This is a genomic window from Thiobacillus sp. SCUT-2, from assembly GCF_035621355.1.
In the GTDB taxonomy this organism is placed as follows: domain Bacteria; phylum Pseudomonadota; class Gammaproteobacteria; order Burkholderiales; family Thiobacillaceae; genus Thiobacillus; species Thiobacillus sedimenti.
This window is the reverse complement of record NZ_CP141769.1, coordinates 292,729-318,990: the sequence shown is the minus strand read 5'-3', so window position 1 is coordinate 318,990 and position 26,262 is coordinate 292,729. Positions and strand designations below refer to the sequence as shown.

At 67.0% G+C, this 26,262-nt stretch carries 25 protein-coding genes; 11 read left to right on the top strand and 14 right to left on the bottom strand.

What is annotated here, in order from left to right:
• Positions 1 to 72: 72 nt before the first annotated feature.
• From VA613_RS01465 to VA613_RS01455, 3 genes are all read right to left on the bottom strand, one after another.
• Positions 73 to 1,590, bottom strand: a complete 1,518-nt coding sequence (locus VA613_RS01465; protein ID WP_324780095.1) for an ammonium transporter — start codon at positions 1,588 to 1,590, stop codon at positions 73 to 75.
• A gap of 11 nt (positions 1,591 to 1,601) precedes the next feature.
• Positions 1,602 to 1,940: a P-II family nitrogen regulator gene (glnK, locus tag VA613_RS01460; RefSeq protein WP_324780094.1), complete on the bottom strand. Its 339-nt coding sequence runs from the start codon at positions 1,938 to 1,940 to the stop codon at positions 1,602 to 1,604.
• A gap of 68 nt (positions 1,941 to 2,008) precedes the next feature.
• The gene (locus VA613_RS01455) at positions 2,009 to 2,815 is read right to left on the bottom strand and encodes a TorF family putative porin (RefSeq protein ID WP_324780093.1); all 807 of its coding nucleotides are present in this window, start codon (positions 2,813 to 2,815) and stop codon (positions 2,009 to 2,011) included.
• 243 nt (positions 2,816 to 3,058) lie between these two features.
• Between VA613_RS01455 and VA613_RS01450 the strand changes: the two genes are divergently transcribed.
• Genes VA613_RS01450 through VA613_RS01440 form a run of 3 tightly spaced genes read left to right on the top strand, consistent with a single transcriptional unit; the run spans position 3,059 to position 5,842 of the window.
• Entirely contained in the window at positions 3,059 to 3,322 is a 264-nt protein-coding gene (locus tag VA613_RS01450; RefSeq protein WP_324780092.1) for an accessory factor UbiK family protein, read from the top strand.
• A 4-nt stretch (positions 3,323 to 3,326) separates the two neighbouring features.
• Positions 3,327 to 4,814: a YifB family Mg chelatase-like AAA ATPase gene (locus VA613_RS01445; protein ID WP_324780091.1), complete on the top strand. Its 1,488-nt coding sequence runs from the start codon at positions 3,327 to 3,329 to the stop codon at positions 4,812 to 4,814.
• Positions 4,811 to 5,842, top strand: a complete 1,032-nt coding sequence (locus VA613_RS01440) for a VIT1/CCC1 transporter family protein (protein WP_324780090.1) — start codon at positions 4,811 to 4,813, stop codon at positions 5,840 to 5,842. Before VA613_RS01445 ends, VA613_RS01440 begins: the two co-directional genes overlap by 4 nt.
• On the opposite strand, the gene VA613_RS01435 is transcribed toward VA613_RS01440, so the two are convergent.
• From VA613_RS01435 to prsT, 3 genes are all read right to left on the bottom strand, one after another.
• Positions 5,839 to 6,225 carry a rhodanese-like domain-containing protein gene (locus VA613_RS01435; protein ID WP_324780089.1) on the bottom strand — a complete coding sequence of 129 codons (387 nt, stop codon included), beginning with the start codon at positions 6,223 to 6,225 and terminating at the stop codon, positions 5,839 to 5,841. The genes VA613_RS01440 and VA613_RS01435 overlap by 4 nt on opposite strands.
• Before the next feature lie 101 nt (positions 6,226 to 6,326).
• Positions 6,327 to 7,160: an exosortase-dependent surface protein XDP1 gene (gene xdp1, locus VA613_RS01430; protein ID WP_324780088.1), complete on the bottom strand. Its 834-nt coding sequence runs from the start codon at positions 7,158 to 7,160 to the stop codon at positions 6,327 to 6,329.
• A gap of 226 nt (positions 7,161 to 7,386) precedes the next feature.
• Positions 7,387 to 10,086, bottom strand: coding sequence for an XrtA/PEP-CTERM system TPR-repeat protein PrsT (gene prsT / locus VA613_RS01425; protein WP_324780087.1), 2,700 nt, complete (start codon positions 10,084 to 10,086; stop codon positions 7,387 to 7,389).
• Between the two features lie 254 nt (positions 10,087 to 10,340).
• Here prsT and metH point away from each other — a divergent pair, with 254 nt between their 5' ends.
• Entirely contained in the window at positions 10,341 to 14,030 is a 3,690-nt protein-coding gene (gene metH, locus VA613_RS01420) for a methionine synthase (RefSeq protein WP_324780086.1), read from the top strand.
• Positions 14,031 to 14,102: 72 nt separating this feature from the next.
• On the opposite strand, the gene VA613_RS01415 is transcribed toward metH, so the two are convergent.
• From VA613_RS01415 to VA613_RS01405, 3 genes are all read right to left on the bottom strand, one after another.
• The gene (locus VA613_RS01415; RefSeq protein ID WP_324780085.1) at positions 14,103 to 14,657 is read right to left on the bottom strand and encodes an NUDIX hydrolase; all 555 of its coding nucleotides are present in this window, start codon (positions 14,655 to 14,657) and stop codon (positions 14,103 to 14,105) included.
• 312 nt (positions 14,658 to 14,969) lie between these two features.
• Positions 14,970 to 15,734, bottom strand: a complete 765-nt coding sequence (locus tag VA613_RS01410; protein WP_324780084.1) for a LytR/AlgR family response regulator transcription factor — start codon at positions 15,732 to 15,734, stop codon at positions 14,970 to 14,972.
• Positions 15,691 to 16,737, bottom strand: a complete 1,047-nt coding sequence (locus VA613_RS01405; RefSeq protein WP_324780083.1) for a sensor histidine kinase — start codon at positions 16,735 to 16,737, stop codon at positions 15,691 to 15,693. The genes VA613_RS01410 and VA613_RS01405 overlap by 44 nt, the downstream gene beginning before the upstream one ends.
• A 17-nt stretch (positions 16,738 to 16,754) precedes the next feature.
• Between VA613_RS01405 and argH the strand changes: the two genes are divergently transcribed.
• Complete coding sequence (argH, locus tag VA613_RS01400; protein ID WP_324780082.1) at positions 16,755 to 18,146, top strand: argininosuccinate lyase; 1,392 nt, start codon at positions 16,755 to 16,757, stop codon at positions 18,144 to 18,146.
• Here argH and VA613_RS01395 read toward each other — a convergent pair.
• Together VA613_RS01395 and cyaY are read right to left on the bottom strand one after the other, a co-directional pair.
• Entirely contained in the window at positions 18,143 to 18,739 is a 597-nt protein-coding gene (locus tag VA613_RS01395; protein ID WP_324780081.1) for a MarR family winged helix-turn-helix transcriptional regulator, read from the bottom strand. The two genes, argH and VA613_RS01395, sit on opposite strands and share 4 nt — an antisense overlap.
• 7 nt (positions 18,740 to 18,746) lie before the next feature.
• Positions 18,747 to 19,070, bottom strand: coding sequence for an iron donor protein CyaY (gene cyaY / locus VA613_RS01390; protein WP_324780080.1), 324 nt, complete (start codon positions 19,068 to 19,070; stop codon positions 18,747 to 18,749).
• Here cyaY and lptM point away from each other — a divergent pair.
• From lptM to VA613_RS01380, 3 genes are all read left to right on the top strand, one after another.
• Complete coding sequence (gene lptM / locus VA613_RS14940; protein ID WP_407702874.1) at positions 18,952 to 19,221, top strand: LPS translocon maturation chaperone LptM; 270 nt, start codon at positions 18,952 to 18,954, stop codon at positions 19,219 to 19,221. The two genes, cyaY and lptM, sit on opposite strands and share 119 nt — an antisense overlap.
• Complete coding sequence (lysA, locus tag VA613_RS01385) at positions 19,218 to 20,462, top strand: diaminopimelate decarboxylase (protein ID WP_324780079.1); 1,245 nt, start codon at positions 19,218 to 19,220, stop codon at positions 20,460 to 20,462. The genes lptM and lysA overlap by 4 nt, the downstream gene beginning before the upstream one ends.
• A gap of 301 nt (positions 20,463 to 20,763) precedes the next feature.
• Positions 20,764 to 21,438 (top strand): histone H1-like repetitive region-containing protein, encoded by a 675-nt coding sequence (locus VA613_RS01380; RefSeq protein WP_324780078.1) that lies wholly within the window; start codon positions 20,764 to 20,766, stop codon positions 21,436 to 21,438.
• Between the two features lie 85 nt (positions 21,439 to 21,523).
• On the opposite strand, the gene VA613_RS01375 is transcribed toward VA613_RS01380, so the two are convergent.
• Together VA613_RS01375 and msrP are read right to left on the bottom strand one after the other, a co-directional pair.
• Complete coding sequence (locus VA613_RS01375; RefSeq protein ID WP_324780077.1) at positions 21,524 to 22,144, bottom strand: protein-methionine-sulfoxide reductase heme-binding subunit MsrQ; 621 nt, start codon at positions 22,142 to 22,144, stop codon at positions 21,524 to 21,526.
• On the bottom strand, positions 22,144 to 23,082 hold the full coding sequence (msrP, locus tag VA613_RS01370) for a protein-methionine-sulfoxide reductase catalytic subunit MsrP (RefSeq protein ID WP_324780076.1): 939 nt from the start codon (positions 23,080 to 23,082) through the stop codon (positions 22,144 to 22,146). The genes VA613_RS01375 and msrP overlap by 1 nt, the downstream gene beginning before the upstream one ends.
• Positions 23,083 to 23,365: 283 nt before the next feature.
• On the opposite strand from msrP, the gene VA613_RS01365 reads away from it, so the two are divergent.
• Together VA613_RS01365 and trxA are read left to right on the top strand one after the other, a co-directional pair.
• Complete coding sequence (locus VA613_RS01365; protein ID WP_324780075.1) at positions 23,366 to 23,632, top strand: hypothetical protein; 267 nt, start codon at positions 23,366 to 23,368, stop codon at positions 23,630 to 23,632.
• A gap of 166 nt (positions 23,633 to 23,798) precedes the next feature.
• Positions 23,799 to 24,176 carry a thioredoxin gene (gene trxA / locus VA613_RS01360; protein ID WP_324780074.1) on the top strand — a complete coding sequence of 126 codons (378 nt, stop codon included), beginning with the start codon at positions 23,799 to 23,801 and terminating at the stop codon, positions 24,174 to 24,176.
• Here trxA and hda read toward each other — a convergent pair whose 3' ends face one another.
• Positions 24,177 to 24,824 carry a DnaA regulatory inactivator Hda gene (gene hda / locus VA613_RS01355; protein WP_324780073.1) on the bottom strand — a complete coding sequence of 216 codons (648 nt, stop codon included), beginning with the start codon at positions 24,822 to 24,824 and terminating at the stop codon, positions 24,177 to 24,179.
• 150 nt (positions 24,825 to 24,974) lie between these two features.
• Between hda and nadA the strand changes: the two genes are divergently transcribed.
• On the top strand, positions 24,975 to 26,039 hold the full coding sequence (gene nadA, locus VA613_RS01350) for a quinolinate synthase NadA (protein ID WP_324780072.1): 1,065 nt from the start codon (positions 24,975 to 24,977) through the stop codon (positions 26,037 to 26,039).
• The last annotated feature ends 223 nt before the right edge of the window (positions 26,040 to 26,262 follow it).

Here is a 26,262-nt window from a genome sequence, read left to right as displayed (position 1 = left end):
TCGCGCCCGGTTCCGGCATGGAAAAAAAAGGCGCCCTGCAGGGCGCCCCGGCTTCCAAGGAGAACGGAAGACTTACATCGAGTAGGCGCGCTCGCCGTGCTGGTTGGTGTCCAGCCCTTCGCGTTCCTGCTCTTCGCTGACGCGCAGGCCGATCGTGAGGTCGACCACCTTGTAGCAGACGAAGGCCACGACGCCCGACCAGACCAGCGCGGTCAACACCGCCTGCGCCTGGATCCACACCTGCGACGCGATCTGCGTGTCGACGATCGTGTTGTTGACGTAGTCGACGATGCCGGTGCCGCCCAGCTTCCAGGTGTTGAACACGCCGGTCAGCAGCGCGCCGAGGATGCCGCCGATGCCGTGCACGCCGAAGACGTCCAGCGCGTCGTCCGCGCCCAGCAGCTTCTTCAGGCCGGTCACGCCCCACAGGCAGACCACGCCCGCCAGCGCACCGATGGCCAGCGCACCGCCCACGCCGACCCAGCCGCAGGCCGGGGTGATGGCGACGAGGCCCGCCACCGCACCGGAAGCCGCACCCAGCATCGAGGGCTTGCCCTTCAGCAGCCACTCGGCAAAGGTCCACGTCAGCGCCGCGGCCGCCGTCGCGTTGAGGGTGTTGATGAAGGCCAGCGCCGCGGTGCCGCCCGCTTCCAGCGCGGAGCCGGCGTTGAAGCCGAACCAGCCCACCCACAGCAGCGAGGCGCCGATCATGGTCATGGTCAGGCTGTGCGGCGTCATCGCTTCCTTGCCGTAGCCGACGCGCTTGCCGATCACGAGGGCGCCGACCAGGCCGGCGATCGCGGCGTTGATGTGCACGACCGTGCCGCCGGCGAAGTCGAGCGCACCTTTCTGGAACAGCCAGCCGGCCGTCGCGGTGGCCGCCTCGGCCGCCTTGGCGTCGGTGTAGGCGTCCGGACCCGGCCAGAACCAGACCATGTGCGCCATCGGAATGTAGGCGAAGGTGAACCACAGGACGGAGAACAGCATCACCGCGGAGAACTTCATCCGCTCGGCGAACGAACCGACGATCAGCGCGACGGTGATGGCCGCGAAGGTCGCCTGGAACGCGACGAAGGCGAATTCCGGGATCACCACGCCCTTGCTGAAGGTCGCGGCGTTCGCGACGCTGCCGTCCACCGGGTTGAAGATTCCCTTCAGGAACAGCCGGTCGAAGCCGCCGAAGAACGCGTTGCCCTGGGTGAAGGCCAGCGAGTAGCCGTAGACCGCCCACAGCACCGTGATCAGCGCGAAGATCGAGAACACCTGCATCAGCACCGACAGCATGTTCTTGCTGCGCACCAGGCCGCCGTAGAACAGCGCGAGCCCGGGAATCGACATCATGATGACGAGGATCGTCGCCAGCAGCATCCAGGCCGTGTCGCCCTTGTTGGGGGTGGGGGCCGGCGCGGCGACGACCGCAGCAGCGGGGGCTGCAGCCGCAGCGGGTGAGACGGCCGCTGCAGGCGCAGCCTGCTCGGCCGGCGCCGAAACGGATGCGGCGGGCGCCGGCGCCGCAGCGTCGTCCGCCAGCGCGAACTGGGGTGACAGCAGGGCCAACATCAAGCCCAGCGAAGCAAATAGCTTTTTCATGTTCAGGCTCCTCAGAGGGCGTCGGGGCCGGATTCGCCCGTGCGGATGCGCACGACCTGTTCCAGGCTGCTGACAAAAATCTTGCCGTCGCCGATCTTGCCGGTGTTGGCCGCCTTCTCGATCGCCTCGATCACGCGCTCCAGCAACTCGGCCTTGATGGCCACTTCGATCTTCACTTTGGGCAGGAAGTCGACCACGTATTCCGCGCCGCGATACAGCTCGGTGTGGCCCTTCTGCCGCCCGAATCCCTTCACTTCCGTGACCGTCAGGCCGGTGACGCCGATGGCCGACAAGGCCTCGCGCACTTCGTCCAGCTTGAACGGCTTGATGATTGCCGTTACGAATTTCATGTCAGCTCCCAGAACTTGGACAAGGGAAAAAGGAGCGGGCGTTTGCACCGCTCCGATCGGTCAGTTGATCAAAACGTCTTGGAAATCCAGACGGTGGTGGTGGCCTTGCCCAGATAACGGCCACTCGCGTCGTGCCAGAATGCCTTCTCGGCGTCGGTGTCGCTGTACGCGACGCCCAGGTTCATGCCGGACGTCTGCTTCGCCAGCTTGCCCAGGTCATAGGTCGCGCTGACCTTCCAGTCCTTGTAGTCCGGTGTAACGGCAGGCGAATACGTCGTGTCGTTCTTGAAGTTGAAAGAACCCCAATGCGCGCCCAGGGTCAGGCCGGTGTCGGCGACGGGCAGGCTGGCGGAAAGATCGAGGTAGCCGGAGCCATTGGCATTCGGCCCGACGCCGAACACCGAATCGCTCAGGTAGTAGGAATACTTGGCGGTGAACCACTTCCAGCCCACGGAAGCATAAGCTTCCGAAGTCCAGGCACCGGGGAGCGTGGTGTTTGCCGGATCGGTATTGTTCTTGCTGCCCGGGTACATGTAGCGGATCGCGCCAACGTCATAGCTGACGGGGCCGATGGCGTTGCGGTAGCCGCCGTAGATGTCGAGCTCCATGCTGCCGCTCTTGTAGCCCTGGAAGTCGGTCAGCCAGCCGACATTGGAGCCCCAGGTACCGAGGTAGAAGCCGCTCGCGTGGGAATAGTCGAGCCCGCCCTGAATGGCCGGTTCGCCCTGGGTCTGCGAGATACCGCGGAACACGTAGTTGCTGGTGAGGCCGACGTTGGCGGTCAGGGTGTGCGGCGAAGCCGGCTCGTCCGCGATCGCGAAGGTGGGCATGCCCACCAGACCGGCCAGAACCCAAGCGTGTGCAGTTTTTTTCATGAATTTCTCCTGAGCGAATGAGGGTGCGCAAAATCGCACCCGTCGTTCAGCACGTGGCATGCCAGCTCACTTTGTCACTATAAAACATGGGGTTACAAATCTCATGCGCAGCGATCGGCCGGCGTTCGCACCCTGCTGGTGCGTTGCGGAATCCGCATGCACGGTCTTTGTGCCCGGCGCGTCCGTCGCGGGCCCCTCCATCGCGCCGTGGCTTGCTACACTCCGCTCTCAATGGAGGCCGTCATGAACCCGAACACGAAATTTCCCACGCCCGCATTCGTCAATGAACTCGTCGGCAAGCTGGGCGAGGTGCTGAAGCAGTCGCCCGCCCGCGACATCGAACAGAACCTCAAGGCCGGCCTCACCTCGATGCTCGGCAAGCTCGACCTGGTGAACCGCGAGGAATTCGACGTACAGACCGAGGTCCTTGCGCGCACGCGCGAGAAGCTCGCGCAGCTGGAAGCGCGCGTCGCCGAACTGGAAAAGCAGCAGCGCGACGCCGAATAGGTCCGTGGCCGTCGCCGTCGTCACCAGCCGGGCCCTGAACGGCATGCATGCGCCCGAGGTCGTCGTCGAGGCGCACCTCGCCAACGGCCTGCCTGCCTTCACCTTGGTCGGCCTGCCGGAAACCGAAGTGAAGGAGGCGCGCGACCGCGTCCGCGCAGCGATCCAGAACGCCCGCTTCGAGTTCCCGGCGCGCCGCATCACGGTCAACCTGGCACCGGCCGATCTGCCGAAGGAATCCGGCCGCTTCGATCTTCCCATCGCCCTGGCGATCCTGGCCGCGTCGGGCCAGATCCCGGCCGATCGTTTCAAGCAGGCGGAATTCGCGGGCGAACTCGCGCTGACCGGCGGACTGCGCCCGGTGCGCGGCGCGCTGGCGATGGCCCTGGCCACCCGCGCCGCGGGCCGCCAGCTGGTGCTGCCGGTCGAATCGGCCGGCGAAGCCGTCCTGGCGAGCGGCGTCGACGTGTTCGGCGCGACCAGCCTGCTCGAGGTGTGCGGCTGGCTCGCGGGCCAGGCGCCGCTTGCCGCACCCACGGCGCGCGCAGCGGATCCCGTGCCCGACTACCCGGACTTCGCCGACGTCAAGGGCCAGAGCGCCACCAAGCGCGCGCTCGAGGTCGCCGCGGCGGGTGGTCATTCGGTGCTGCTGGCGGGCCCGCCCGGCACCGGCAAGTCGATGCTCGCCGCGCGCTTCCCCGGCATCCTCCCGGAGATGGATGAGGCCGAAGCGCTGGAGGCGGCGGCGGTCGCCTCGCTCAACGGCGGCTTCCGCCAGGAGCACTGGCGCCGCCGTCCGTTTCGCGCCCCGCATCACACCGCCTCGGCCGTGGCGCTGGTCGGCGGCGGCAACACGCCGCGCCCCGGCGAGATCTCGCTCGCGCACCATGGCGTGCTGTTCCTCGACGAGCTGCCCGAATTCCCGCGGCAGGTACTGGAGGTGCTGCGCGAGCCGCTCGAGACGGGCCACATCACGATCTCGCGCGCGGCCCGGCAGGCCGACTTCCCGGCGCGCTTCCAGCTCGTCGCAGCGATGAACCCCTGCCCCTGCGGCTATCTCGGCCACCCCACCCAGGCCTGCCGCGACACGCCGGACCAGATCGCGCGCTACCGCGCGCGCATTTCGGGACCGCTGCTCGACCGCATCGACATCCAGGTCGGCGTGCCGGCGCTGACCGAGGACGAACTGCTGCAGGCGGCGCCGGGCGAGCCCAGCGCCGCCATCCGTGCCCGCGTGCAGGCGGCGCGCGACCGGCAGATCCAGCGGCAGGGCAAGCCGAATGCCGCGCTCGGCACCCGTGACATCGAACGCTTCTGCGGCCTCGATGCCGCCGGCGAAGCGCTGCTCAAGCAGGCGATCGCGCGGCTGAACCTGTCGGCTCGCGCCTATCACCGCGTGCTCCGGCTCGCGCGCACGGTCGCCGACCTCGCGGCCAGCGATGCCATCGCGCCGGTCCATCTTGCCGAGGCCATCCAGTACCGGAGGCAGGCATGAGTTCGGCTTACGCATCCTGGCAGGAAGAAAAGCGTTCGGCCTGGCTCTACCGCGTGGTGGCGGACTGCGAGCGCGGCACCGCGCGCGAAGCGCTGTTCACCGAGCTCGCGCAGGCGGCCGACGCGCAGGCGGAAATCTGGCTCGGCACGATCCGCCAGGGCGGCGGACCGCTGCCTGGGACCTACCGCCCCGACCTGCGGACGCGCATCGTCGGCAGGCTGACCCGGCTGTTCAAGCCGCGCGCGATGCGCGGTGTCTTGGCGGCCATGAAGGTACGCGGCATGGTGCTCTACACGCAGAATCCGCCGCATCCGATGCCGACCCGCGTCGACCAGATCGGCAAGCGCCATCAGAGCGGCACCGCGGGCAACGCGCTGCGCGCCGGCGTGTTCGGCATCAACGACGGCCTGGTCTCGAACGCCGCGCTGATCTACGGCGTCGCCGGCGCGGCGCCCGAGCCCTCGGTCATCCTCCTGACCGGCGTCGCCGGCCTGCTGGCGGGCGCCTTCTCGATGGCCTCGGGCGAATACGTGTCGGTGCGCTCGCAGCGCGAGATGTTCGAATACCAGATCGGCCTCGAGCGCGACGAGCTCGCCGAGTACCCGCAGGAAGAGGCGGCCGAACTGGCGCTGATCTACGCTGCCAAGGGCATGGACCCGGCGGAGGCGCGGCGCCTCGCCGATACCCTGATGCAGGACCCGGAGCGCGCGCTCGACACGCTGGCACGCGAGGAGCTCGGCCTCAACCCCGACGAACTCGGCTCGCCCTGGGTGGCGGCGATCTCGTCCTTCTCGGCCTTCACCGCCGGCGCCGCCCTGCCGCTGCTGCCTTTCCTGGTCGAGTCCGCCCACGCGCTCGCCGCATCGATCGTGCTGACCGCGCTCGGGCTCTTCATCGTCGGCGCGAGCATGAGCCTGTTCACCGGGCGCCACGCGCTCCTCTCCGGGCTGCGCATGCTCGGCATCGGCGGCGCGGCCGGACTCGCGACCTACTTCATCGGCGCCTGGCTCGGCGTCACCCTGGGCTAGGTCTGCTCCCAAGGCAGGCCGTCGAAACGCCAGCCGTTCCGGGTGCTGCGATGGCGCTGCTCGTCCATGTCGCCCTCGAAGCCGTGGGCAACGTTGTAAACCTCGGGAAAGCCGTGCTTCTCGAGGTAGCGGCCGGCATCGGCCGAGCGCCGGCCCGAGCGGCAGATCAGCACCACCGGTCGGTTGACCGAGGCCGCCTTGCGGGCGTGGCCGAGGAAGTCCGGGTTGACGTCCCAGTCCGGCCCGTCCTGCCAGGCGATGTGAATCGCCCCGACCGGATGGCCGACGAACAGGTATTCGATTTCCGAGCGGCAGTCGATGAAGACGGCCTCCGGATGCGACTGCAAATAGGTGTGGGTTTCCTTCGGGGTGATCTGCTTCATCTCATGCTCCGCGGCCTATCCGTTCGTCACCCTAGCAGAGCCGCGCGCATTCCCAAACGGCAAGAGGCCCCGAAGGGCCTCTCGATCTGTCGCCGGGGCGTTCAGGCGGCCAGCGAAACGCCGCGCACCCGGCGCCGTGCGTTGAAACGCGTGAGACCGAACAGCCCCGCTCCCATCAGGAACAGGGTTCCCGGCTCCGGCACGCCGCCGCCATTGCCGTTGCCCCCGCATCCCGGGGTTCCAGGCGGCGCATTGTCGCAGGTGCAGCCGGCGAGCGAAATCAGCTTGAAGTAGTCGTTCCCCGCCTTGGTCGGATCGCCGCCCACAAAGGTGTTGAGCGCGCCGATCAGCCAGTAGCTGGAATAGACGCTGTTGGCAAAATCGTGAGCGCCGGTGCTCGAACCTGCGAGGAAGTTGCCGATCAGGGACCAGCCGTTCGACAGGAGTCCCGCATACGACTGGCCCGCGAGGCTCGCCGGATTCCCGGAGCCCGTATATGCCATGATCGTGAAATCCGAGTCGGTCTGCACCCACCCCGCCGCGAAGGACGTGAGGTTGATCTTGTCGGTAAAGGAAAAGAGGATCGAATCGACCCGCTCGTTGTTGTCGATGGCATGCTCGGGGCTGTTTCCCTCATTGGCATCGCGCCCCGACGTGCCGCCGGTGCAGTTGGAAAAGCCGGAGCAGTCGTTGTTGCGCACGCCGAGACCGCTGCTGCCGTTCAGCGTGATATAGGCGCTGTCGAGAAGCACGTTCGCGGAACCGACGGTGTTCGACCAGCCCGACGCGGTGGCCGTGATGCCGTTCTGGGTGTTGGTTTTCGTGTTGTTGAAGGTCCACGTGTCGCAGTTCGGGTTGGTCGTCCCGCCGCCGCACGATGTGCCCTGCCCCGATGAGTAGGTCGCATGCGCGGCGCCCGCCAGCCCGAGCCCCACGAGCAGTGCGCCCATTCCCCTTGTAATCTGCCGGAGTGTCCGTGTCATTTTGCTTGTCCTTATGTTTGCTGCAGTGATCGCTCGAGTGAAGCGAAGCAATCGGTGTACCAAGAATTTTTATTTATTGTTTATCAAGGCGTTGCATCACATCTTCGGGGCAACAGCATGAGCGGCTCGCGATAACTGTAAAGAAACCCGACGCATCGTCCGCCCACAGCCCGCGCGGTCAGCGGCCTGGCGCGCCCCGGCGCCTGAGGGCTTCTGCGAGATGCGCGCGGATCTCGGGATGATCGGGAGCCCGCACCTGGGCTTCGCGCAAATAACGCAGCCCCTTGTCGACCTGCCCCGCCTCGACCAGCACCCAGCCGAGCGTATCGGCCACGTTGGCGTCGCGCGGCGCCAGCTGATACGCCTTTTGCGCGACCGCCAGCGCACCGGGCTGGCCGCGCTTGAGCATGACGTAGGCCAGGTCGTTGTAGAGGCTGCCGTCGTTGGGCGACAGCCGGACCAGCGTTTCATAATGCCGCTGCGCGAGATCGAGTTGTCCCGACCCGATATAGGCGCCTGCCAGGGCGCGACGGCCGGCGATGTCACCGGGGCTGGCCGCGACCCACGACTGGATGAACGACAACGCCCTGGCCGTTTCCCCTGAACGGCCATAAGCGTCGAACAGACCGATCGCGCGCGCGGGCGTCTTCTCGAGCCGGTAGGCCGCTTCGTACGCGGACACGGCGTCGCGATAGCGCTCGCGCTGCATGGCGACATCGCCAAGCAGTTGCTGGGTCGCGGCCGATCGCGGGTACTGGGCCGCCAGCGTACGCGCCTGTTTTTCAGCCGCGTCCAGGTTGCCGGCACGGCTCTCCAGGCGCGCCTTGGCCAGCAGCGCAGGAAGCAACCCGGGCTTGCTCAGCAATGCCTTGTCCGCCGCGTAGCGTGCGCCGTCGAGATCGCCGGCACCCATCTGCCAATCCGCTGCACGCAATTGCCAGTCGGCGTCGAAGCCCGCCGCCTGGCTCAGGTGCTTGAAATTCTCGCGTGCCAGGCCGACATTCCCGATGGCCAGATAGCAGCGGCCGAGCGCTTCCAGGGCCTGCAGGTCGTCCGGATTCCCCGCCTGGGCTGACTTGGCGATATCCAGCGCTTTCTGGACGTCGCCGGCTCCGAGGTAAACCTCGATCAGCGCAAGGCTGGCGCGAAGCGCCTGCCGATCGAACGCGCGCGCCTTTTCCAGCCAGCGGACAGCCTCGGACGTACGCCCGGCAGCCGACTCGAGCTGCGCGAGTTCGTACATGGCGTCACCGTTCCTGGGTTGCGTCTTGAGGATTGCAAGCAGGCGCCGGCGTGCGTCGTCCGGCTTGCCCTCGTAGCGATCCAGGCGCGCCAGATTGAGCCGGGCAGGCGTGAAGTTCGGGTTGAGCGCGAGGATGCGTTCATACGTCTTGCGCGCCCCCAGCCGGTCGTTCGCCATCCCGCGCGCAACTGCCAGGACGTTCATCGCGGTCAGATTCTGCGGTTCATTCCGCGTCACGGCCTGCAGGATCTGGATCGCCGGCTGGGGCTGATCCAGCCTGAGGTACAGGATGGCCAATGGAACGCCGGCGTGGGCCCGGCCGGGATTCTCCGAGTAGGCTTTTTGAAGTTGCGCCATCCCCTGCGCTTCCTGGCCGCTCCCGATGAGGCTCAGGCCGAAATTCGCGGTAACGTCCGGCGCGCGGCTTCCCCCCAGACTGGCCGCGTCCGCCAGCAGGGACACCGCCTCGGCGTGCCGCCCCAGGGCCATGTAGGCCGTCGCCAGCATCGACAACGCCTGGGGATCGCTCGGCCGTGCCCGGACCTCCCCTTCCAGGACCGTGATCGCCTTGCTGTAGTCCCGTTCCCGCAGCAGGATGGCGGCCATGAGCTTGCGCGCCCCGAGATGCTGGGGATATTTCCGCAGATACGCGCCAAGATACGTCTTGGCCTTTTCATCCTCGCCAAGGCTGAAATGCGCGATCCCGCCGAGCAACACCAGCTGGGGACGCGTCTGCACCGCCTCGAAGGGAAGGGCATCGAGCGCGGCCGCGGCGGCGACGAGCGCATCGCGCGCTTCCTTGCCCTTTCCCTGGCGGCCCGCGAGAAGCGCCTGCAGATAGGCGCTCCGCGGGTCCCCGGGGAACCTCTGCTTGAGGACGGCGACATCCCGGGCCGCCTCGCGGTCGCGGTTGAGGTCGAACAGCAGCGAAGCCCGCGCAATCAGCGTATCCAGATAATCGGGCTTCAGGCTCAAGGCCTTGTCGTAGGCTGCCAGCGCTTCCCTGACGTTCCCCTGGGCATGGGCGACCGAGCCTTTCATGTTCCAGCCGGACGGATCGGTCGGCGCCTTCGCGATCGCACGTTGTGCCATGTCGGCGGCATTGGCATGGTCGCCGCCCCGCAGATAGGCCATCGCCTGCCCGACCAGCGCAATGGGGTCGTCGGGGAAGAGCTGCCGTGCCTGCTCGAAGGACTGAAGTGCCGCACGCGTCTGTCCGAGACCGATCTGCGCGTAGCCACGCCCAACCAGAACCTTGTACTTGACGCGCGCGGGAAGTCCGTCCGGGGAGAACCGCTCCAGCAAGGCCTGGTTGCGTCCGAGCAACCCGTAAGCCTCCACCTGCATGGCGATGATCTGCGACCGGTCCGCGCCCAGCCGCTCGGCATCGGCCAGCACCCGCTCGGCGCCCAGCGGCGCGCCGCTCGCCAAGTAGGCTTCGCCGAGCAGCACCAGCGCTGGCAGCATCTTGCCGTCCTGCTGCAGCGCATTTTTCAGCTGGACGATGGCGCCCTGGACATCCTTGCGGTCCATGCGCACGAGCGCGTCCTCGTAATAGCCGGAGGCCTTCTCGACCCGGTCGGCGGCCAGAGCAGGCACGGGCGCCAGCGCGCCGATGCAGAGCACCATCAGCATGCGCTTGAGAAAATAGTGTCGTATCGCCATTCGTTCGCTCGCCGTATCTTGTCGTCGCCTGGGCCAGACGCTCCCCTGGCAAGGGGCGTCTGCAATTATCAGGCCATGCCCGTCCACCTTTTTCTTGCGGGGTTTCGGCCCCTTTCCCCACGCCCGCCGTGTGGCGAAGCCGATAGGAGCGTCGACAAGTCGGCAGCGGAACCCCGCGGAGACGGGTGTTACCATTCAAGTTTGCCCCGGAATCGCCCTGCATCATGGCCAACCGCACCGACCCGCTCCGCTCCCTGCTCGCCCAGCGCATCCTCGTCCTCGACGGCGCGATGGGCACGATGATCCAGTCCTACAAGCTGACCGAGGCCGATTACCGCGGCGACCGCTTCGCCGACTTCCCGCACGACCTCAAGGGCAACAACGACCTGCTGTGCCTGACGCAGCCGCAGGTCATCAAGGAGATCCACGCCAAGTACCTCGCCGCCGGCGCCGACATCCTCGAGACCAACAGCTTCAACGCGACCTCGATCTCGATGGCGGACTACCGCATGGAGCATCTGGTGCCGGAGCTGAACTTCGCCGCCGCCAGGCTCGCGCGCGAGGCGGCCGACGAAGCGACCGCGGCCAACCCGGCGAAGCCCCGCTTCGTCGCCGGCGTGCTTGGCCCCACCTCACGCACCGCCACCATTTCCCCCGACGTCAACGACCCCGGCTACCGCAACGTCACCTTCGATCAGTTGCGCGAGGCCTACCTGGAAGCGATCGACGGGCTGGTCAAGGGCGGCGCCGACATCCTGATGGTCGAGACGATCTTCGACACGCTCAACGCCAAGGCCGCGCTGTTCGCGATCGAGGAATACTTCGAAGCCAACAAGCTGCGCCTGCCGGTGATGATCTCCGGCACGATCACCGATGCCTCGGGCCGCACGCTTTCCGGGCAGACCACCGAGGCGTTCTGGAACTCGGTGCGCCACGCCCGGCCCTTATCCATCGGTCTCAACTGCGCGCTCGGGCCGGATCTGCTGCGCCAGTACGTCGAGGAGCTCGCCACCAAGGCCGACGCCTTCGTCTCGGCCCACCCCAACGCCGGCCTGCCCAACGCCTTCGGCGAGTACGACATGGACGGCGCCGAGATGGCGACGCACATCGGCGAATGGGCGCGCTCGGGCCTGCTCAACATCGTCGGCGGCTGCTGCGGCACCACGCCCGCGCACATCGCCGCCATCGCCCAGGCGGTCGAGGGTGTCGCGCCGCGCACGCCGCAGGTGCTGGAGCCGGCGATGCGCCTGTCGGGGCTGGAACCCTTCAACGTCGGCAAGGACAGCCTCTTCGTCAACGTCGGCGAGCGGACCAACGTCACCGGGTCGAAAGCCTTCGCCCGCATGATCCTCGAGGGCCGCTACGACGACGCGCTGTCGGTGGCCCGGCAGCAGGTGGAGAACGGCGCCCAGGTCATCGACATCAACATGGACGAGGGCATGCTCGACGCCGAGGCGGCGATGGTGCGCTTCCTCCACCTGATCGCCTCGGAGCCCGACATCGCGCGGGTGCCGATCATGCTCGACTCGTCGAAGTGGAACGTGATCGAGGCCGGACTCAAGTGCATCCAGGGCAAGGGTATCGTCAACTCGATCTCGATGAAGGAAGGCGAGGCCGAGTTCATCGAGCGGGCGAAGCTGTGCCTGCGCTATGGCGCGGCGGTCATCGTGATGGCCTTCGACGAAACCGGCCAGGCCGACACCTATGCGCGCAAGACCGAAATCTGCGCGCGCGCCTACAAGCTGCTGACGGAAACCGTCGGCTTCCCGCCCGAGGACATCATCTTCGACCCCAACATCTTCGCGGTCGCCACCGGCATCGAGGAGCATGCCAACTACGCGGTCGATTTCATCGAGGCCACGCGCTGGATCCGCCAGAACCTGCCGCACGCCCATGTCTCCGGCGGCGTGTCGAACGTGAGCTTCTCGTTCCGCGGCAACGACGCGGTGCGCGAGGCGATCCACACGGCCTTCCTCTACCACGCGATCCAGGCCGGCATGGACATGGGCATCGTCAATGCCGGCCAGCTCGGCGTCTACGAGGCGCTCGATCCCGAACTCAAGGCGCGCGTCGAGGACGTGCTGCTGAACCGGCGCGCCGACGCGACCGAGCGGCTGGTGAGCTTCGCCGAGGGCGTGAAGGGCGGCGCCAAGGAGAAGGTCGAGGACCTCGCCTGGCGCAGCCTGCCGGTGAACGAGCGGCTGTCGCATGCGCTGGTGCAGGGCATCACGCAGTACATCGTCGAGGACACCGAGGAGGCCCGCCTCGCGGCCGAGCGCCCGCTGCACGTGATCGAAGGCCCGCTGATGGCCGGCATGAACGTCGTGGGCGACCTCTTCGGTGCCGGCAAGATGTTCCTGCCGCAGGTGGTGAAGTCCGCCCGCGTGATGAAGCAGGCGGTGGCCCACCTCATTCCCTTCATCGAGGCCGACAAGCGTGCGGGAGACGCCCAGAGCGCCGGCAAGATCGTGATGGCAACGGTCAAGGGCGACGTCCACGACATCGGCAAGAACATCGTCGGCGTCGTGCTCGGCTGCAACGGCTACGACATCGTGGATCTTGGCGTGATGGTGCCGGCGCAGAAGATCCTCGACGCCGCGAAGGAGCACCAAGCCGACATCATCGGCCTGTCTGGCCTGATCACGCCCTCGCTGGAGGAAATGGCACACGTGGCGCGCGAGATGCAGCGCCAGGGCTACACGATTCCACTGCTGATCGGCGGCGCGACGACCTCGCTGGCGCACACCGCGGTCAAGATCGCGCCGAATTACGAGTCGCCGGTCGTCTACGTGAAGGACGCCTCGCGCGCGGTCGGCGTCTGTACCCACTTGCTGTCGAAGGACCTGCGCGACGCCTACGCCGCCGACATCAAGGCTGAATACGCCAAGACGCGCGAGCGGCATCTGAAGCACAAGTCCGATACCGCGCGCGTATCGCTGGCGGAGGCGCGCGCCAACAAATTCCCGATCGACTGGACAGCCTACGCGCCGCCCGTGCCGAAGCAGCCCGGCGTCCACGTGCTGCGCGCCTACGATCTCTCCCGCATCGCGGCGACGATCGACTGGACGCCCTTCTTCGCGTCATGGGAACTGCACGGCAAGTTTCCGAAGATCCTCGACGACGAGGTGGTCGGCACCGAGGCGAAGAAGCTCTATGCCGACGCCCAGGCGATGCTGAAGCAGATGATCGCGGAGAACTGGGTCGAGGCGCGCGCCGTATTCGGGCTTTTCCCCGCCAATTGCGTGGGCGACGACGACATCGAGATCTATGCGGACGAGTCGCGCGCAGCGGTGCGCGAGACCTGGCACAACCTGCGCCAGCAGATGAAGAAGCCCGAGGGACGCGCGAACCTGTGCCTCGCCGATTTCGTCGCCCCCCGGTCGAGCGGGCAGAAGGATTATGTCGGCGCTTTCGTCGTCACCGCCGGCATCGGCGAGGACGAGCGCGCAAAGGCGTTCGAGGCGGCCCACGACGACTACTCGGCGATCCTGTTCAAGGCGCTGTGCGACCGCCTGGCGGAAGCCTTCGCGGAGCACCTCCATTTGCGCGTGCGCAAGGAATTCTGGGGCTACGCAAGCGAGGAAGCGCTCACAAATGACGAGCTGATCGCAGAACAGTATCAAGGCATCCGCCCGGCGCCGGGCTATCCGGCCTGCCCGGAGCACAGCGAAAAGGCGGCCCTGTTCGGCCTCCTCGACGCGACGAACGCAATCGGCGTCCAGCTCACCGAGAACTTTGCGATGTGGCCGGGCGCCGCGGTGTCGGGCTTCTACCTGTCGCACCGCGACAGCCAGTACTTCGCCGTCGCCAAGATCGAGCGCGACCAGGTCGAGGACTATGCCCGCCGCAAGGGCTGGTCGATGGCTGAAGCGGAGCGCTGGCTGGCGCCGAACCTGGCCTACCAGCCCGGCTGACCCTCCGCGCCGCACGCCGTCCGCGTGCGGCGCGGACGGGCCTACCCGCCCGCCTGCTCGAATCGCGAAGGCTTACCAGCCTTGTTCGAGCATCTTCTCAAGCCAGAACAGGCCGATCACGGTCTTGGTCTCGCAGATGCGGCCGTCCCGCACCCACTGCATCGCCTCGGCGAACGGCAGGCGGAAGATTTCCAGGAATTCGTCGTGGTCGCGCGCGTGCGTGCCGTCCGCCAGGCCGCGCGCCAGGTAGAACGCCAGGCGTTCGTCCGAATAGCCAATGCAGGGATAGATCGTCGTGACCGCGCGCCACTCGGTCGCGGTGTAGCCCGTTTCCTCCTCGAGCTCGCGCCTGGCGCAGGTGAGGTCGTCCTCGCCCGGGTCGATCTTGCCGGCGGGCAGCTCGATGAAGTCACGGTGCAGCGGGTAGCGGTGCTGCCGCTCCAGCAGCAGGTCGCCGTTGTCGAACACCGGAATGACGACAACGGCGCCGGGATGAACGATGTATTCGCGCGTCGACTCGCGGCCGTCGGGCAGCCGCACGCGATCGCGCTTGACGTGCATGAGCCGGCCCTTGAAGACGGTTTCGGATGCGAGCGGGGTTTCGGTGAGCGTGCTTGTTGGCGCCATATCCGAAAGGGGATCCCTCGGGGCAGCGGCTTGACGATCACGGCCTGCCCCCTGCGGGTGGCGGTTCGGGTTGTCGGGTTCCATGCCGCCATGATAGCCGGGGCAGGCAAAAAAAAGCCGGGTTCGGACGAACCCGGCGGAGATGAGGAGACACGTTCCTCATTGCGGAGAACTTCTGCTTGCCGCGGAACAGCAAGCGGCTTCATCCTACGAAGCGGCGCGCGATCCGGCTATACAACTTTAGTTGTAGGAACATGATAAGACGCTGATATTGCTGGAGTTTATTTTTATTGGCACGCCCGATGCGGGCCATCAGAACGCCTTGAGCGCCTCGCGCAGCGCCGAATACTGGCGCCGGCTCACCATCAGCCGCTCGTCGAGGCCGTCCAGCCGCAGGAAATGCCCCTCGTCGTCGCCGGGCTGCTTGCCGACCTCGCGGATCCGCGCCCGGGCAACCAGGCAATTGCGGTGGATGCGCAGGAAAGTGCCCCCGAACTCGTCTTCCAGCCGGGTAAGCGACTCCTCGATGAGGAACTCGCGCGCAGCCGTCCGCACGGTGACATATTTCAGTTCCGCCTTCAGGTACAGGATGTCCCCGATCGGAATCAGCACGATGCGGCCTTTCTCGTTGACCGAGAGGTGGGTGCGCGCCTTCGGGTGGGCCTCGCGCAAATGCTCCAGCGTCGTCGCGTTAAGCCGGTGCGCACGCGACAGGGCCTGCATCAGGCGCTCGGCGCGGACCGGCTTCAGCAGGTAATCGACGGCGTTGAGGTCGAAGGCCTGACAGGCGTAGGCGTCGTAGGCCGTGCTGAATATGATCGCGGGCGGCGTTGCCAGGCGGTTGAGATGGGCCGCGCACTCGAGGCCGTCCATGCCGGGCATCCTGATATCGAGCAGGACGGCGTCGACCGGCTGCCGCTGCACCTGGGTCAAGGCGTCGATCCCGTTGTCCGCTTCGCCGACCACGTCGACCGGCAGCGCGCCGGCGCAGTCCGCCAGCACGTCGCGCAGGCGGTGGCGCGCGGGCGCCTCGTCATCGACGATGAGGACGCGCAGGGGCGGGCTGGGTGCGTTCACGGGTATAGGGCAGGACGATGTGCACCTGATAAACGGCCCCCAGCGGTTCCAACTTGAGCTGGGCATCGAGGTCGAAGTGCAGCAGCAGGCGCTCGCGGATGTTGGCCAACGCGATCCGGTTGCCCTTGTGGTGGCCGGTGGCGGCGGCGATCGGGTTGCGCACGACGATGTGCACCTTGTCGCCGCTGCGATAGAGATTCAGGCTGATCTCGCCGCCTGCGGGCTGCGGCTCGATGCCATGGTATACGGCGTTCTCCACCAGCGGCTGGATCACCAGCGGCGGAACCAGCGCGTCGCCCGGCATCTTCCGGACGTGCCAGGCGACCTGCAGACGCTCGCCCAGGCGCAATTGCTCGAGCTCCAGATAGGCGCGGGTCAGCGCAACCTCGTCCTCCAGCGGAACCAGCTGGTTGGCCTGGCTCATCAGCGCGCGGAACAGGTCGGCCATATTCTCGAGCGCGTGCTCGGCGCGGCGCGGATCGCTGCGCACGAGCGACAGCACGGCATTGAGGCTGTTGAACAGGAAATGCGGGCGGATGCGCGCCTGCAGGGCCTGCAGCCGCGCCTCGGTGATGGCGGGAGACAGCGCGCGGGCGCGCAGGTTGAAATAGCCCAGGAGTCCCGCGCCGACCGCCAGCGCGAACAGGGCCACCGCGACGACCGGATCGTCATCCGGCCCCGCCAGCTGCGGCCCCATCCAGAGCCGGAACAGCGTCGGCACTGCCACGCCCAGTGCCAGCGTCAGCGCCACGCCACGCCGGTAGGGCTGGCTGCGCAGCCAGCGCCCGCCCGCGCAGAGCGCGAGCAGCGTCAACAGCAGCGCCGGCTGCGCCAGCGCCGACAGTGCGATGAACGCCCGCCAGAACGCCTGTGCATCCGCCACGCGCGCAACCACGCCCGCCATCAGCGCAGCCTCGACGGTCAACACGATGCGCAGGCTGACCCCCATGTGGCAGAAGTTCGGCAATTCGACCTGCCGGTTGTTATGATTCTTCCTTTTCATTCCCCCGTTCCTGCCCCATGAGCACGTCCTCGACGCCGCCGGAAGGCGCCTGGTCCGGCCGCTTTTCCGAGCCGGTCTCCGAAATCGTCAAGCGCTACACCGCGTCGATTCCCTTCGATTATCGGCTGGCCGCGTTCGACATTCAGGGTTCGCTGGCGCACGCCGCCATGTTGCACCACGTCGGCGTGCTGACCAAGGACGACCTGGACGCGATCCGGCGCGGCATGGCCGAGCTGCTGGACGAGATCCGCGCCGGCCGTTTCGCCTGGTCGCTCGACAGGGAGGACGTCCACCTCAACATCGAGGCCGCGCTGACCGCGAAGATCGGCGATGCCGGCAAGCGCCTGCACACCGGCCGCAGCCGCAACGACCAGGTCGCGACCGACATCCGCCTCTACCTGCGCGACGCGATCGACCGCATCATCGCAGGCATCAAGGCCTGCCAGACCTCGCTCGTCGACCTCGCCGAGGCACACGCCGACACGGTGATGCCGGGCTTCACCCACCTGCAGGTTGCGCAGCCGGTCACCTTCGGGCATCACCTGCTGGCCTACTTCGAAATGCTGGCGCGCGACGCCGAGCGAATGGCCGACTGCCGCCGCCGCGTCAATCGCCTGCCTTTGGGCGCCGCGGCGCTCGCCGGCACCAGCTACCCGATCGACCGGGAATTCGTCGCCCGCGCGCTCGGCTTCGAGGCCGTGTGCGAAAACTCGCTCGACGCCGTGTCGGATCGCGACTTCGCCATCGAATTCACCGCCGCTGCCGCCTTGGTGATGACCCACCTGTCGCGCCTGTCCGAGGAACTGATCCTGTGGATGAGCCCGAGCTTCGGCTTCATCGACCTCGCCGACCGCTTCTGCACCGGCTCCTCGATCATGCCGCAGAAGAAGAACCCGGACGTACCCGAACTGGTGCGCGGCAAGACCGGCCGCGTCAACGGCCACCTCGTCGCCCTGCTGACGCTGATGAAGGGGCAACCGCTGGCCTACAACAAGGACAACCAGGAAGACAAGGAACCGCTGTTCGACACCGTCGACACGCTGGCCGACACCCTGGCGATCTACGCGGACATGCTGCGCGGGGTGACGGTGAAGCCCGAGGCGATGCGCGCCGCCGTCATGCAGGGCTTCGCCACCGCCACCGATCTGGCCGATTACCTGGTCAAGAAAGGGGTGCCCTTCCGCGACGCCCATGAGGTGGTGGCGCGCGCCGTGCGGGCGGCGGAAGCCTCCCGGCGGGATCTCGCCGAGCTGCCGCTCGCCGAATTGCAGGCCTTCAGCCCGGTCATCGCCGACGACGTCTACGCCGTGCTCACGCTCGAGGGCTCGCTCGCCGCGCGCGACCATCTCGGCGGCACGGCCCCGAACCAGGTGCGTGCCGCGATCGCGCGCGCCCGCAAGCGTCTCTAGGCCCCGAGGGCCGGCTCGGCCGCCAGCGGCGGCGCGTGCTCGCGGCAGATGCGCCGTGTCTCGGGGCTGCTGAGTTTTTCCTGCATCAGCCCGCAGAAGTAGCTGCGCGGCCCCAGCCGCTGGTTATGGCGGCAGCTCGCGCAGACGCCGAAGCTCCGCTTGCCGCTCTGCGCCTGCACCTGCGCCAGCACCTGCCGCAGCACCACGATCGCCGAGGTCACCCGCGCCTGGCTGGCGGTCTGCACGATGTCGCGCCACGCTGCGCCGGCGCTGAGCGTCTTCAGCAGCGTCGCGCCGCCCTCGGTCAGGATGAGGCGCACCACCCGCCCGTCGCGCGGGTCGGCGTAACGCGACAGGAGGCGCCGCCGCGCCAGCACCATGACGGTCTGCGACACGGTTCCCTTGGTGAGGCCGAGATATTCGGTCAGGGCCTGCGGGGTGTTGCTGAAGCGGTTGGCCTGGTTGAGATAGAACAGCACCTGCAGGTGCACCGGCTGCAGACCCTGCGCGGCACCCGCCTGCCTGAGGTCGGCGCGGGTCAGCAGCGACAGCCGCTCGACCAGGTCGAACAGGGTGAGCGCCTGGCTCTTCAAGCCGGATTCAGAAGCGGACCATGACGCCGCCCTGCGCGGCGATCAGCGCGGCCAGCTTGTCGTACAGCGGCTCGCCCCCCTTGGTGTCGACCCAGCCGCCCGCCTGCGGCCTGAAATGGAAACCGCCCGAACGCGCGGCCACCCAGATTTCCCGCGCCACGCCGTGGCGGTTGATGATGATCTTGCTGCCGTCGTCGAGTTCGACCTCGATGATGCCGTCCGCCGGCGTCTCGAAATCGAGGTCGGCGTCTTCCAGCGCCTGTTCGATGTGGGCCAGCGCCGCGTTCGCCGCCTGGTTGAATTCGGCCTCGCCAGAGTCAATTCCCGTCATGATGTCCCGTGCTAACATTTGGCGCATGAACCTGCGCACGCTATATATAGTGTCCCTGCTGCTGTGCGGCCTCGGCCTCTCCGCCTGCGGCTCCAAGGGTGACCTGTATCTTCCCGAAAATCCTCCCGCCCCGCAACGGACTTCCAATTGAATACCCTGCATCGCATCGACGGCCGCCTCCATCTCGAGGACGTGGCACTGGATACGCTCGCCGAGCGTTTCGGCACCCCGCTCTACGTGTACTCGCGGGCAGCGCTCGAATCCGCCTACCGCGCCTACGCCGAGGCCTTCGCCGCCACGCCGCACCTCATCTGCTACGCGGTGAAGGCCAATTCCAGCCTCGCCATCCTCAACCTCTTCGCCAGGCTCGGCGCCGGCTTCGACATCGTGTCGGGCGGCGAGCTCGCCCGCGTGCTGGCGGCCGGCGGCGATGCCGGCAAGGTCGTGTTCTCCGGCGTCGGCAAGACCGCGAACGAAATGCGTGCCGCCCTCGACGCCGGCATCCTGTGCTTCAACCTCGAGTCGGAAAGCGAGTTGCATCGACTCGACCGCGTCGCCGGCGACATGGGCAAGGTCGCGCCGGTGTCGTTCCGCGTCAACCCCGACGTCGACCCCAAGACCCATCCCTATATCTCCACCGGCCTCAAGGAGAACAAGTTCGGCGTGCCGATCGCCGAGGCGCCCGCACTCTACCGCCTGGCCGCCAGCCTGCCGAACCTCAAGGTCACCGGCGTCGACTGCCACATCGGCTCGCAGCTGACCGATCTCTCGCCGCTGGCAGACGCCGCCGACCGCGTGCTGGACCTCGTCGACACCCTCGCAGCAGACGGCATCGCGCTGCGCCACATCGACCTCGGCGGCGGCGTCGGCATCCGCTATCGCGACGAGACGCCCCCCGACCTCGCCGCCTACGGCCGGGTGCTGGCGCAGAAGTTCGCCGGCCGCCGCGAGAAACTGCTGTTGGAACCTGGCCGTTCGCTGGTCGGCAACGCAGGCCTGCTGCTGACTCGCGTCGAATACCTGAAGCCCGGCGAGGACAAGAACTTCGCCATCGTCGACGCCGCGATGAACGATCTGATGCGCCCGGCGCTGTACGAGGCCTACCACGAGATCGTCGCGGTCGGCGAAAGAACCGTGCCAGCGCGTCGCTACGACATCGTCGGCCCGATCTGCGAAACCGGCGATTTCCTTGGGTTTGCGCGGGATCTGGCGATCGAGGAGGGCGACCTTCTGGCACTGCTTTCGGCCGGCGCCTATGGCATGAGCATGGCGTCGAACTACAATTCGCGTCCGCGCGCGGCCGAAATCCTGATCGACAAGAATGAAATTCATCTCGTTCGCGAGCGCGAAACGCTGGACCAGCTCCTCGCTGGAGAGCGGCTTGTATACTGACTTTCAGCGATTCGCGCCGAACCGTTCCAGTCCGGATTTTTAGTGTCGCGGCGATACATTTTGCTTGACCGCTACATTTCCGCGCGGATTATCTGCGCGGGAACTTGACTATTCATTGAACCCCCGGCAAAAGTAACTAGAATGAGGCTCACCAAGCGGAGCCTCGGTATCGCCCGTCTCAAGCGGGTTTCGGGCAAGTTCGTCGCCTGTGGGTACCACGCTTTGGAAGTGCAAATTCTGACTGCACGTGGCATCAAGCTGTAGTGATAAGTGAATGTGTCCAACTTCTAAGGAGTGTTAAATGGCAACAGCAAAGAAACCCGCTGCCAAGCCGGCAGCCAAGAAGGCCGCAGCCAAGCCCGCAGCCAAGAAAGCCGCACCGGCCAAGAAGCCCGCAGTTAAGAAGGCCGCACCGGCGAAAAAGGCAACCGCCGCCAAGAAGCCCGTAGCCAAGAAGGCCGCACCGGCGAAAAAGGTCGCCGCCAAGAAGCCCGTAGCCAAGAAGGCCGCACCGGCGAAGAAGGTCGCCGCCAAGAAGCCCGTAGCCAAGAAGGCCGCACCGGCGAAGAAGGTCGCCGCCAAGAAGCCCGTAGCCAAGAAGGCCGCACCGGCGAAAAAGGTCGCCGCCAAGAAGCCCGTAGCCAAGAAGGCCGCACCGGCGAAAAAGGTCGCCGCCAAGAAGCCCGTAGCCAAGAAGGCCGCACCGGCGAAAAAGCCCGCCGCCAAGAAGCCCGTAGCCAAGAAGGCCGCACCGGCGAAAAAGCCCGCCGCCAAGAAGCCCGCCGCCAAGAAGGCTGCACCGGCGAAAAAGCCCGCCGCCAAGAAGGCTGTAGCCAAGAAGGCGGCACCGGCGAAAAAGGCCGCACCGGCGAAGAAGCCTGCAGCAAAAAAGGCGGCGCCCGCCGTCAAGCCTGCGCCGGCCCCCGCGCCCGCGCCCGCACCGGCGGTACCGGTCATCAAGCCTTTCGGGCTCTAACAGGTCGGGCACTGCCCAATCTGAAACGGGGGCATAGCCCCCGTTTTTTATTGCACGGCCGGCACGGCGTGTGCCGGCCCGCGCCTTACGGGCGAGCCGGCGCGATGTGCGCCCGCAAGGCCCGCAGTGCGCTCGCCGCCCACGGCAGCCGCAGCACCAGCAGGGTGGCCAGCACGGCACCGTAGATCAGCGGCTGCGTCAGGTCCTTCTTGGCCAGCCATAGATAGTGCACCACGCCCAGCAAGGCGACCACATAGACCAGTCGATGCAGTTGCTGCCAGTGCCGGCCAAGCCTGCGCATCATCGCCCGGGTCGAGGTGGCCGCGAGCGGGAGGAGCAGGACCCAGGCGGCAAAGCCGACCGTGATGAACGGGCGCTTGACGATGTCCCTGGCGATCGCGGCGAGGTCGAAGAACTGGTCCAGCCACAGATAGGTCAGGAAATGCAGGCTCGCGTAGAAGAAGCTGAACAAGCCGAGCATGCGCCGGTAGCGAAGCAGTCGGGACCACCCCGTCAGGCGCCGCAGGGGGGTGATCGCGAGCGTCGCCATCAGGCCGACCAGCGTCCACGTTCCGGTCGAATGCGTGATGAACTCGATCGGATTCGCACCCAGCCCTCCGCGGCTACCGAGCACGACCAGTCGCAGCAGCGGCAGCAGGCAGGCGGTTAACAGCCAGACTTTCGGGTTGCGCAGCCAAGCCCCCATCAGAAGAAGCGCTGCAGATCCATCCCGCGGTAGAGCTGCGCGACCTGATCCCCGTAGCCGTTGAACATCAGCGTGTCGCGCTTGAAGAACTCGCCGATGCGCCGTTCCTTCGCCTGGCTCCAGCGCGGGTGGTCGACGTGCGGGTTGACGTTGGAATAGAAGCCGTACTCCCGCGGCGCGGCGCGCATCCATGTCGTCAGCGGCTGCATTTCGACGAAGCGGATCCGGACGATCGACTTCGCACTCTTGAAGCCGTATTTCCAGGGCACGACCACGCGGATCGGCGCACCGTTCTGGTTCGGCAGCACCTCGCCGTAGAGGCCGACCGCCAGGATCGTCAGCGGATGCATCGCCTCGTCGAGCCTGAGCCCTTCGACGTAGGGCCAGTCGAGCACCCCCGAACGCTGGCCGGGCATCTCGGCGGGGTCGTACAGCGTCACGAACTCGACGTATCTCGCCTTGCCGGTCGGCTCCACACGCCGCACCAGTTCACGCAGCGGATAGCCGACCCACGGGATCACCATCGACCACCCCTCGACGCAGCGCAGCCGGTAGACCCGCTCCTCGAGCGGCGCCAGCTTCAGCAGCGTGTCGATGTCATAGGTTCCGGGATGTGCGACCTCGCCATCGACGACGACCGTCCATGGCCGGGTCCGGAGGCTGCCGGCATTCTCGGCCGGATCGCTCTTGCCGGTGCCGAACTCGTAGAAGTTGTTGTATGTCGTGACCGCTTGGTAGGGCGTTTGGGCCTCGTTCAGGACGTAGGCGCCGCTACGCACGCCGGGCAGCCGGGCTCCCGCCCTCGCATCCGGCGCGAGACCCAGCGCCGCTCCCGCCGCAAGGGCCCCGAGCCCCTGCATGAAGCGGCGCCGCTCGCGGTAGATCGCGGGCGGCGTGATTTCGGAAGGGAGAATATCGGTGGATTGACGCAGCAGCATGGGGACCCCTTTCGCTCGATTGGCCACCGATCGCCTGCGGCCGGTCGGCCAAGCTTACCGTGCCTGTTTCGCGTTGACCCCTTGCTGCCGCCTTTTGTTTCCCCCGGCGTTGACGAATTACCCGCTCGCAATGACGAAGCTTCGTCACGGCGCACCCGCGGAAAGTCATCAAGCCGTCACCGTCTCCACGCTCCAATAAGGCTTTCGTTTGCGCCTGCCGGCGCATCGGGACTGGCATGAACCCTGCTGCGATTCCTGCAAAAACACGACAAGGAGAGACACGATGATCGAACTCGAGCCCGGCAACGCGCTGGACATCACGCTGCAGGAAGACACCCAGGGCCGCGACCGGGTCGTCGTGACGCTTCAGGCCCACGACTGTGAGCTCGTCCTCACCCCGCACCAAGCCCGCGTGCTGGCGACCGAACTCATCATGGCGGTCAACCGCGCCGAGGTACGCGGGAATCTGAAGCATGGCCAGAACGTCGCGCGCGGGACGCAGCCTTCCCCGCAAAAACGCGGGCTCTTCAGCCAGGCCTTCGCCAAATAGATTCAGGCCAGCCGGCTTCGGCTGGACCAGGGCAACGGGCAACCGAACCCGCACTGCCCGATAACCCGCCCCGCATTGTCGGAGGCCCGCCATCCGTGATAGGGTGGCATTCAGGCGCGACGGATCCGTCCTCGCGCCTTTTTATTATTACTTTGCGGGAACCAGCATGGCCGTCATCGAACTCACCAAGGACAACTTCGAATCCACCATCAACGGCAACGACGTCGTCATCGTCGATTTCTGGGCGCCGTGGTGCGGTCCCTGCCGCGGCTTTGCGCCGATCTTCGAGGCGGCGTCCGAGAAACACGCCAACATCGTGTTCGCCAAGGTCAACACCGAGGTCGAGCAGGATCTGGCCGGCTATTTCCAGATTCGCTCCATTCCCACGCTGATGGTGTTCCGCGAGCAGGTCATCCTCTATTCCGAGGCCGGTTCGCTGCCCGCCAATGCGCTGGATTCGCTGATCGAGCAGGTGATGGGTCTCGACATGGCGCAGGTCCACAAGGACATCGCCGAGCAGCAGGCGCAGCAGGGCCAGGCCTGATCAGGGCCTTTCCGCCAGCAGTTGCCGCAACAGCGGCAGCGTGATCGGGCGCCGCGTTTCCAGGCTGAAGCGGTCGAGCGCCTCCAGCACGCGCAGCAGGCTCTGCATTTCGCGCGCGGTGTGATTCAGCAGATAGTCAGCCACCTGGGGGTCCAGCCGGAACCCCAGGGTTTCCGCATGCTGGGCGAGCGCGGCGCGCTTCTCGGCATCGTCGAGACCGTGCAGCTGGAAGACCAGGCCCCATCCCAGCCGCGTCTTCAGCTCCGGCATCAGCGGCAGCTCGGCCGGCGACACGTTGCCGGCCGCCAGCCACACCCCTCCCGCTTCGCGCACGCGATTGAACGCGGCGAACCCGGCCTGCTGCTGCGCCAGACTCCAGGAGTCGACCCCGTCGGCGACGACCGCCTGCGCAGCGCATTGCCCGGTCGTGTCGACCGACAGGCCGCGCGCCTCGCAGGCATGCGCCCAGGCGGCGAGCAGGTAGCTCTTGCCGCTGCCCGGCGCGCCCCAGACGTAGACCATGCGCTCGGCCGCCCTGCCGTCGAGCATGGCCTGCAATTGCGCCATCAGCTCGACATTGCGCCCGACCACGAAGCGGGCGAGCTCGGGACGCGACGGCGGGCGGATGTCGAGAAGCAGCTGTTGCATAGGGGCGCAAGGATACGGTACTTGCCCGCACGGGGGTAGCCGGGGGCGGGTTTGCCCGAGATCCGCCTGCTCCGGGCTCCGCGCGTGAAATCGCCTCCCGCGCGGCGCTATACTTGCAGGCCCCAGTGTTGTCGAATCCCGAGCGTTCCGATGAAACCCGCCTTTTCCGTTCCGGTGAAACCCGTGATCCAAGCACCGCCCCTGGTGGAAGAGGCGCTCGGCGACGACGAACGCGTCGAGCTGAAGGCGCGCATCAAGCGCCTCATGAAGGAACAGGACGCGGTGCTGGTGGCGCACTACTACACCTCGGGCGACCTGCAGGACCTGGCCGAGGAGACCGGCGGCTGCGTCTCCGACAGCCTGGAAATGGCGCGCTTCGGCCACGCCCACCCGGCGAAGACGCTGATCGTCGCCGGCGTGAAGTTCATGGGTGAGACCTCGAAGATCCTCAATCCGGAAAAGCGGGTCCTCATGCCCGACCTCGCCGCCGACTGTTCGCTCGACCTCGCCTGCCCGGCCGACGAGTTCGCCGCGTTCTGCGACGCCTATCCGGATCGTGTCTCGGTCGTCTACGCCAACACCAGCGCCGCGGTGAAGGCGCGCGCCGACTGGGTCGTCACCTCCGGCATCGCCGCCAAGATCGTCAAGCATCTGCACCGGCAGGGCCACAAGCTCCTGTGGGCGCCCGACCGCCACCTCGGCGAGTACGTGCGGCGCGTCTCCGGCGCGGACATGATCCTGTGGCAGGGCTCGTGCGTCGTGCACGAGGCGTTCAAGGCCGAGGCACTGAAGAAGCTGCACGCCGAGCACCCGGACGCAGCGGTGCTGGTGCACCCCGAATCGCCCGAATCGGTGATCGCGCTGGCCGACGTGGTCGGCTCGACCACCCAGCTGATCGAGGCCGTGCGCACCCTGCCGAACCGCGAATTCATCGTCGCCACCGACAACGGCATCTTCCACAAGATGCACGAGGTCGCGCCCGGCAAGATCCTGCTGGAGGCGCCGACCGCCGGCGTCGGTGCGACCTGCCAGTCGTGCGCGCACTGCCCGTGGATGGCCATGAACGGCCTGAGGAAACTCGCCGCGGTGCTCGAGCATGGCGGCAACGAGATCCTGATCGAGGAATCCATCCGCGCCCGCGCGGCGGTGTCGATCCAGCGCATGCTGGACTTCGCCGTCGCCGAGAAGGCCGGCCGCATCCAGCTCGGCGACTAGGGCGTGATAACACTCATTTCACGTTCGCGTTGCTGCGAGAAAGCGATGGATGCAAGGCGCGCTGCGCAGGCAAGGGCCATCCCTTGCCAAGCAGCGCAACGCCGCAGACGCGCTTTCTCGCAGCAACCCGAAGGGACGGGCCGGCCGAGGTTTAATCCAGCCGGGCGCATCCCCTTGTCGCAAGCCGCCTGCAGTGAACGACACTGCGGCGCGGCCCGCTTCG

What these genes read in the sequence shown, in the direction of transcription:
- glnK (WP_324780094.1), bottom strand. Translation starts at nt 1,940, where the DNA reads ATGAAATTCGTAACGGCAATCATCAAGCCGTTCAAGCTGGACGAAGTG.
- argH (WP_324780082.1), top strand. Translation starts at nt 16,755, where the DNA reads ATGAGCACGTCCTCGACGCCGCCGGAAGGCGCCTGGTCCGGCCGCTTT.
- VA613_RS01375 (WP_324780077.1), bottom strand. Translation starts at nt 22,144, where the DNA reads ATGGGGGCTTGGCTGCGCAACCCGAAAGTCTGGCTGTTAACCGCCTGC.
- VA613_RS01440 (WP_324780090.1), top strand. Translation starts at nt 4,811, where the DNA reads ATGAGTTCGGCTTACGCATCCTGGCAGGAAGAAAAGCGTTCGGCCTGG.
- VA613_RS01365 (WP_324780075.1), top strand. Translation starts at nt 23,366, where the DNA reads ATGATCGAACTCGAGCCCGGCAACGCGCTGGACATCACGCTGCAGGAA.
- VA613_RS01455 (WP_324780093.1), bottom strand. Translation starts at nt 2,815, where the DNA reads ATGAAAAAAACTGCACACGCTTGGGTTCTGGCCGGTCTGGTGGGCATG.
- lptM (WP_407702874.1), top strand. Translation starts at nt 18,952, where the DNA reads ATGCCGTCCGCCGGCGTCTCGAAATCGAGGTCGGCGTCTTCCAGCGCC.
- VA613_RS01450 (WP_324780092.1), top strand. Translation starts at nt 3,059, where the DNA reads ATGAACCCGAACACGAAATTTCCCACGCCCGCATTCGTCAATGAACTC.
- VA613_RS01405 (WP_324780083.1), bottom strand. Translation starts at nt 16,737, where the DNA reads ATGAAAAGGAAGAATCATAACAACCGGCAGGTCGAATTGCCGAACTTC.
- hda (WP_324780073.1), bottom strand. Translation starts at nt 24,824, where the DNA reads ATGCAACAGCTGCTTCTCGACATCCGCCCGCCGTCGCGTCCCGAGCTC.
- VA613_RS01415 (WP_324780085.1), bottom strand. Translation starts at nt 14,657, where the DNA reads ATGGCGCCAACAAGCACGCTCACCGAAACCCCGCTCGCATCCGAAACC.
- trxA (WP_324780074.1), top strand. Translation starts at nt 23,799, where the DNA reads ATGGCCGTCATCGAACTCACCAAGGACAACTTCGAATCCACCATCAAC.
- VA613_RS01380 (WP_324780078.1), top strand. Translation starts at nt 20,764, where the DNA reads ATGGCAACAGCAAAGAAACCCGCTGCCAAGCCGGCAGCCAAGAAGGCC.
- VA613_RS01465 (WP_324780095.1), bottom strand. Translation starts at nt 1,590, where the DNA reads ATGAAAAAGCTATTTGCTTCGCTGGGCTTGATGTTGGCCCTGCTGTCA.
- msrP (WP_324780076.1), bottom strand. Translation starts at nt 23,082, where the DNA reads ATGCTGCTGCGTCAATCCACCGATATTCTCCCTTCCGAAATCACGCCG.
- cyaY (WP_324780080.1), bottom strand. Translation starts at nt 19,070, where the DNA reads ATGACGGGAATTGACTCTGGCGAGGCCGAATTCAACCAGGCGGCGAAC.
- VA613_RS01435 (WP_324780089.1), bottom strand. Translation starts at nt 6,225, where the DNA reads ATGAAGCAGATCACCCCGAAGGAAACCCACACCTATTTGCAGTCGCAT.
- prsT (WP_324780087.1), bottom strand. Translation starts at nt 10,086, where the DNA reads ATGCTGATGGTGCTCTGCATCGGCGCGCTGGCGCCCGTGCCTGCTCTG.
- metH (WP_324780086.1), top strand. Translation starts at nt 10,341, where the DNA reads ATGGCCAACCGCACCGACCCGCTCCGCTCCCTGCTCGCCCAGCGCATC.
- nadA (WP_324780072.1), top strand. Translation starts at nt 24,975, where the DNA reads ATGAAACCCGCCTTTTCCGTTCCGGTGAAACCCGTGATCCAAGCACCG.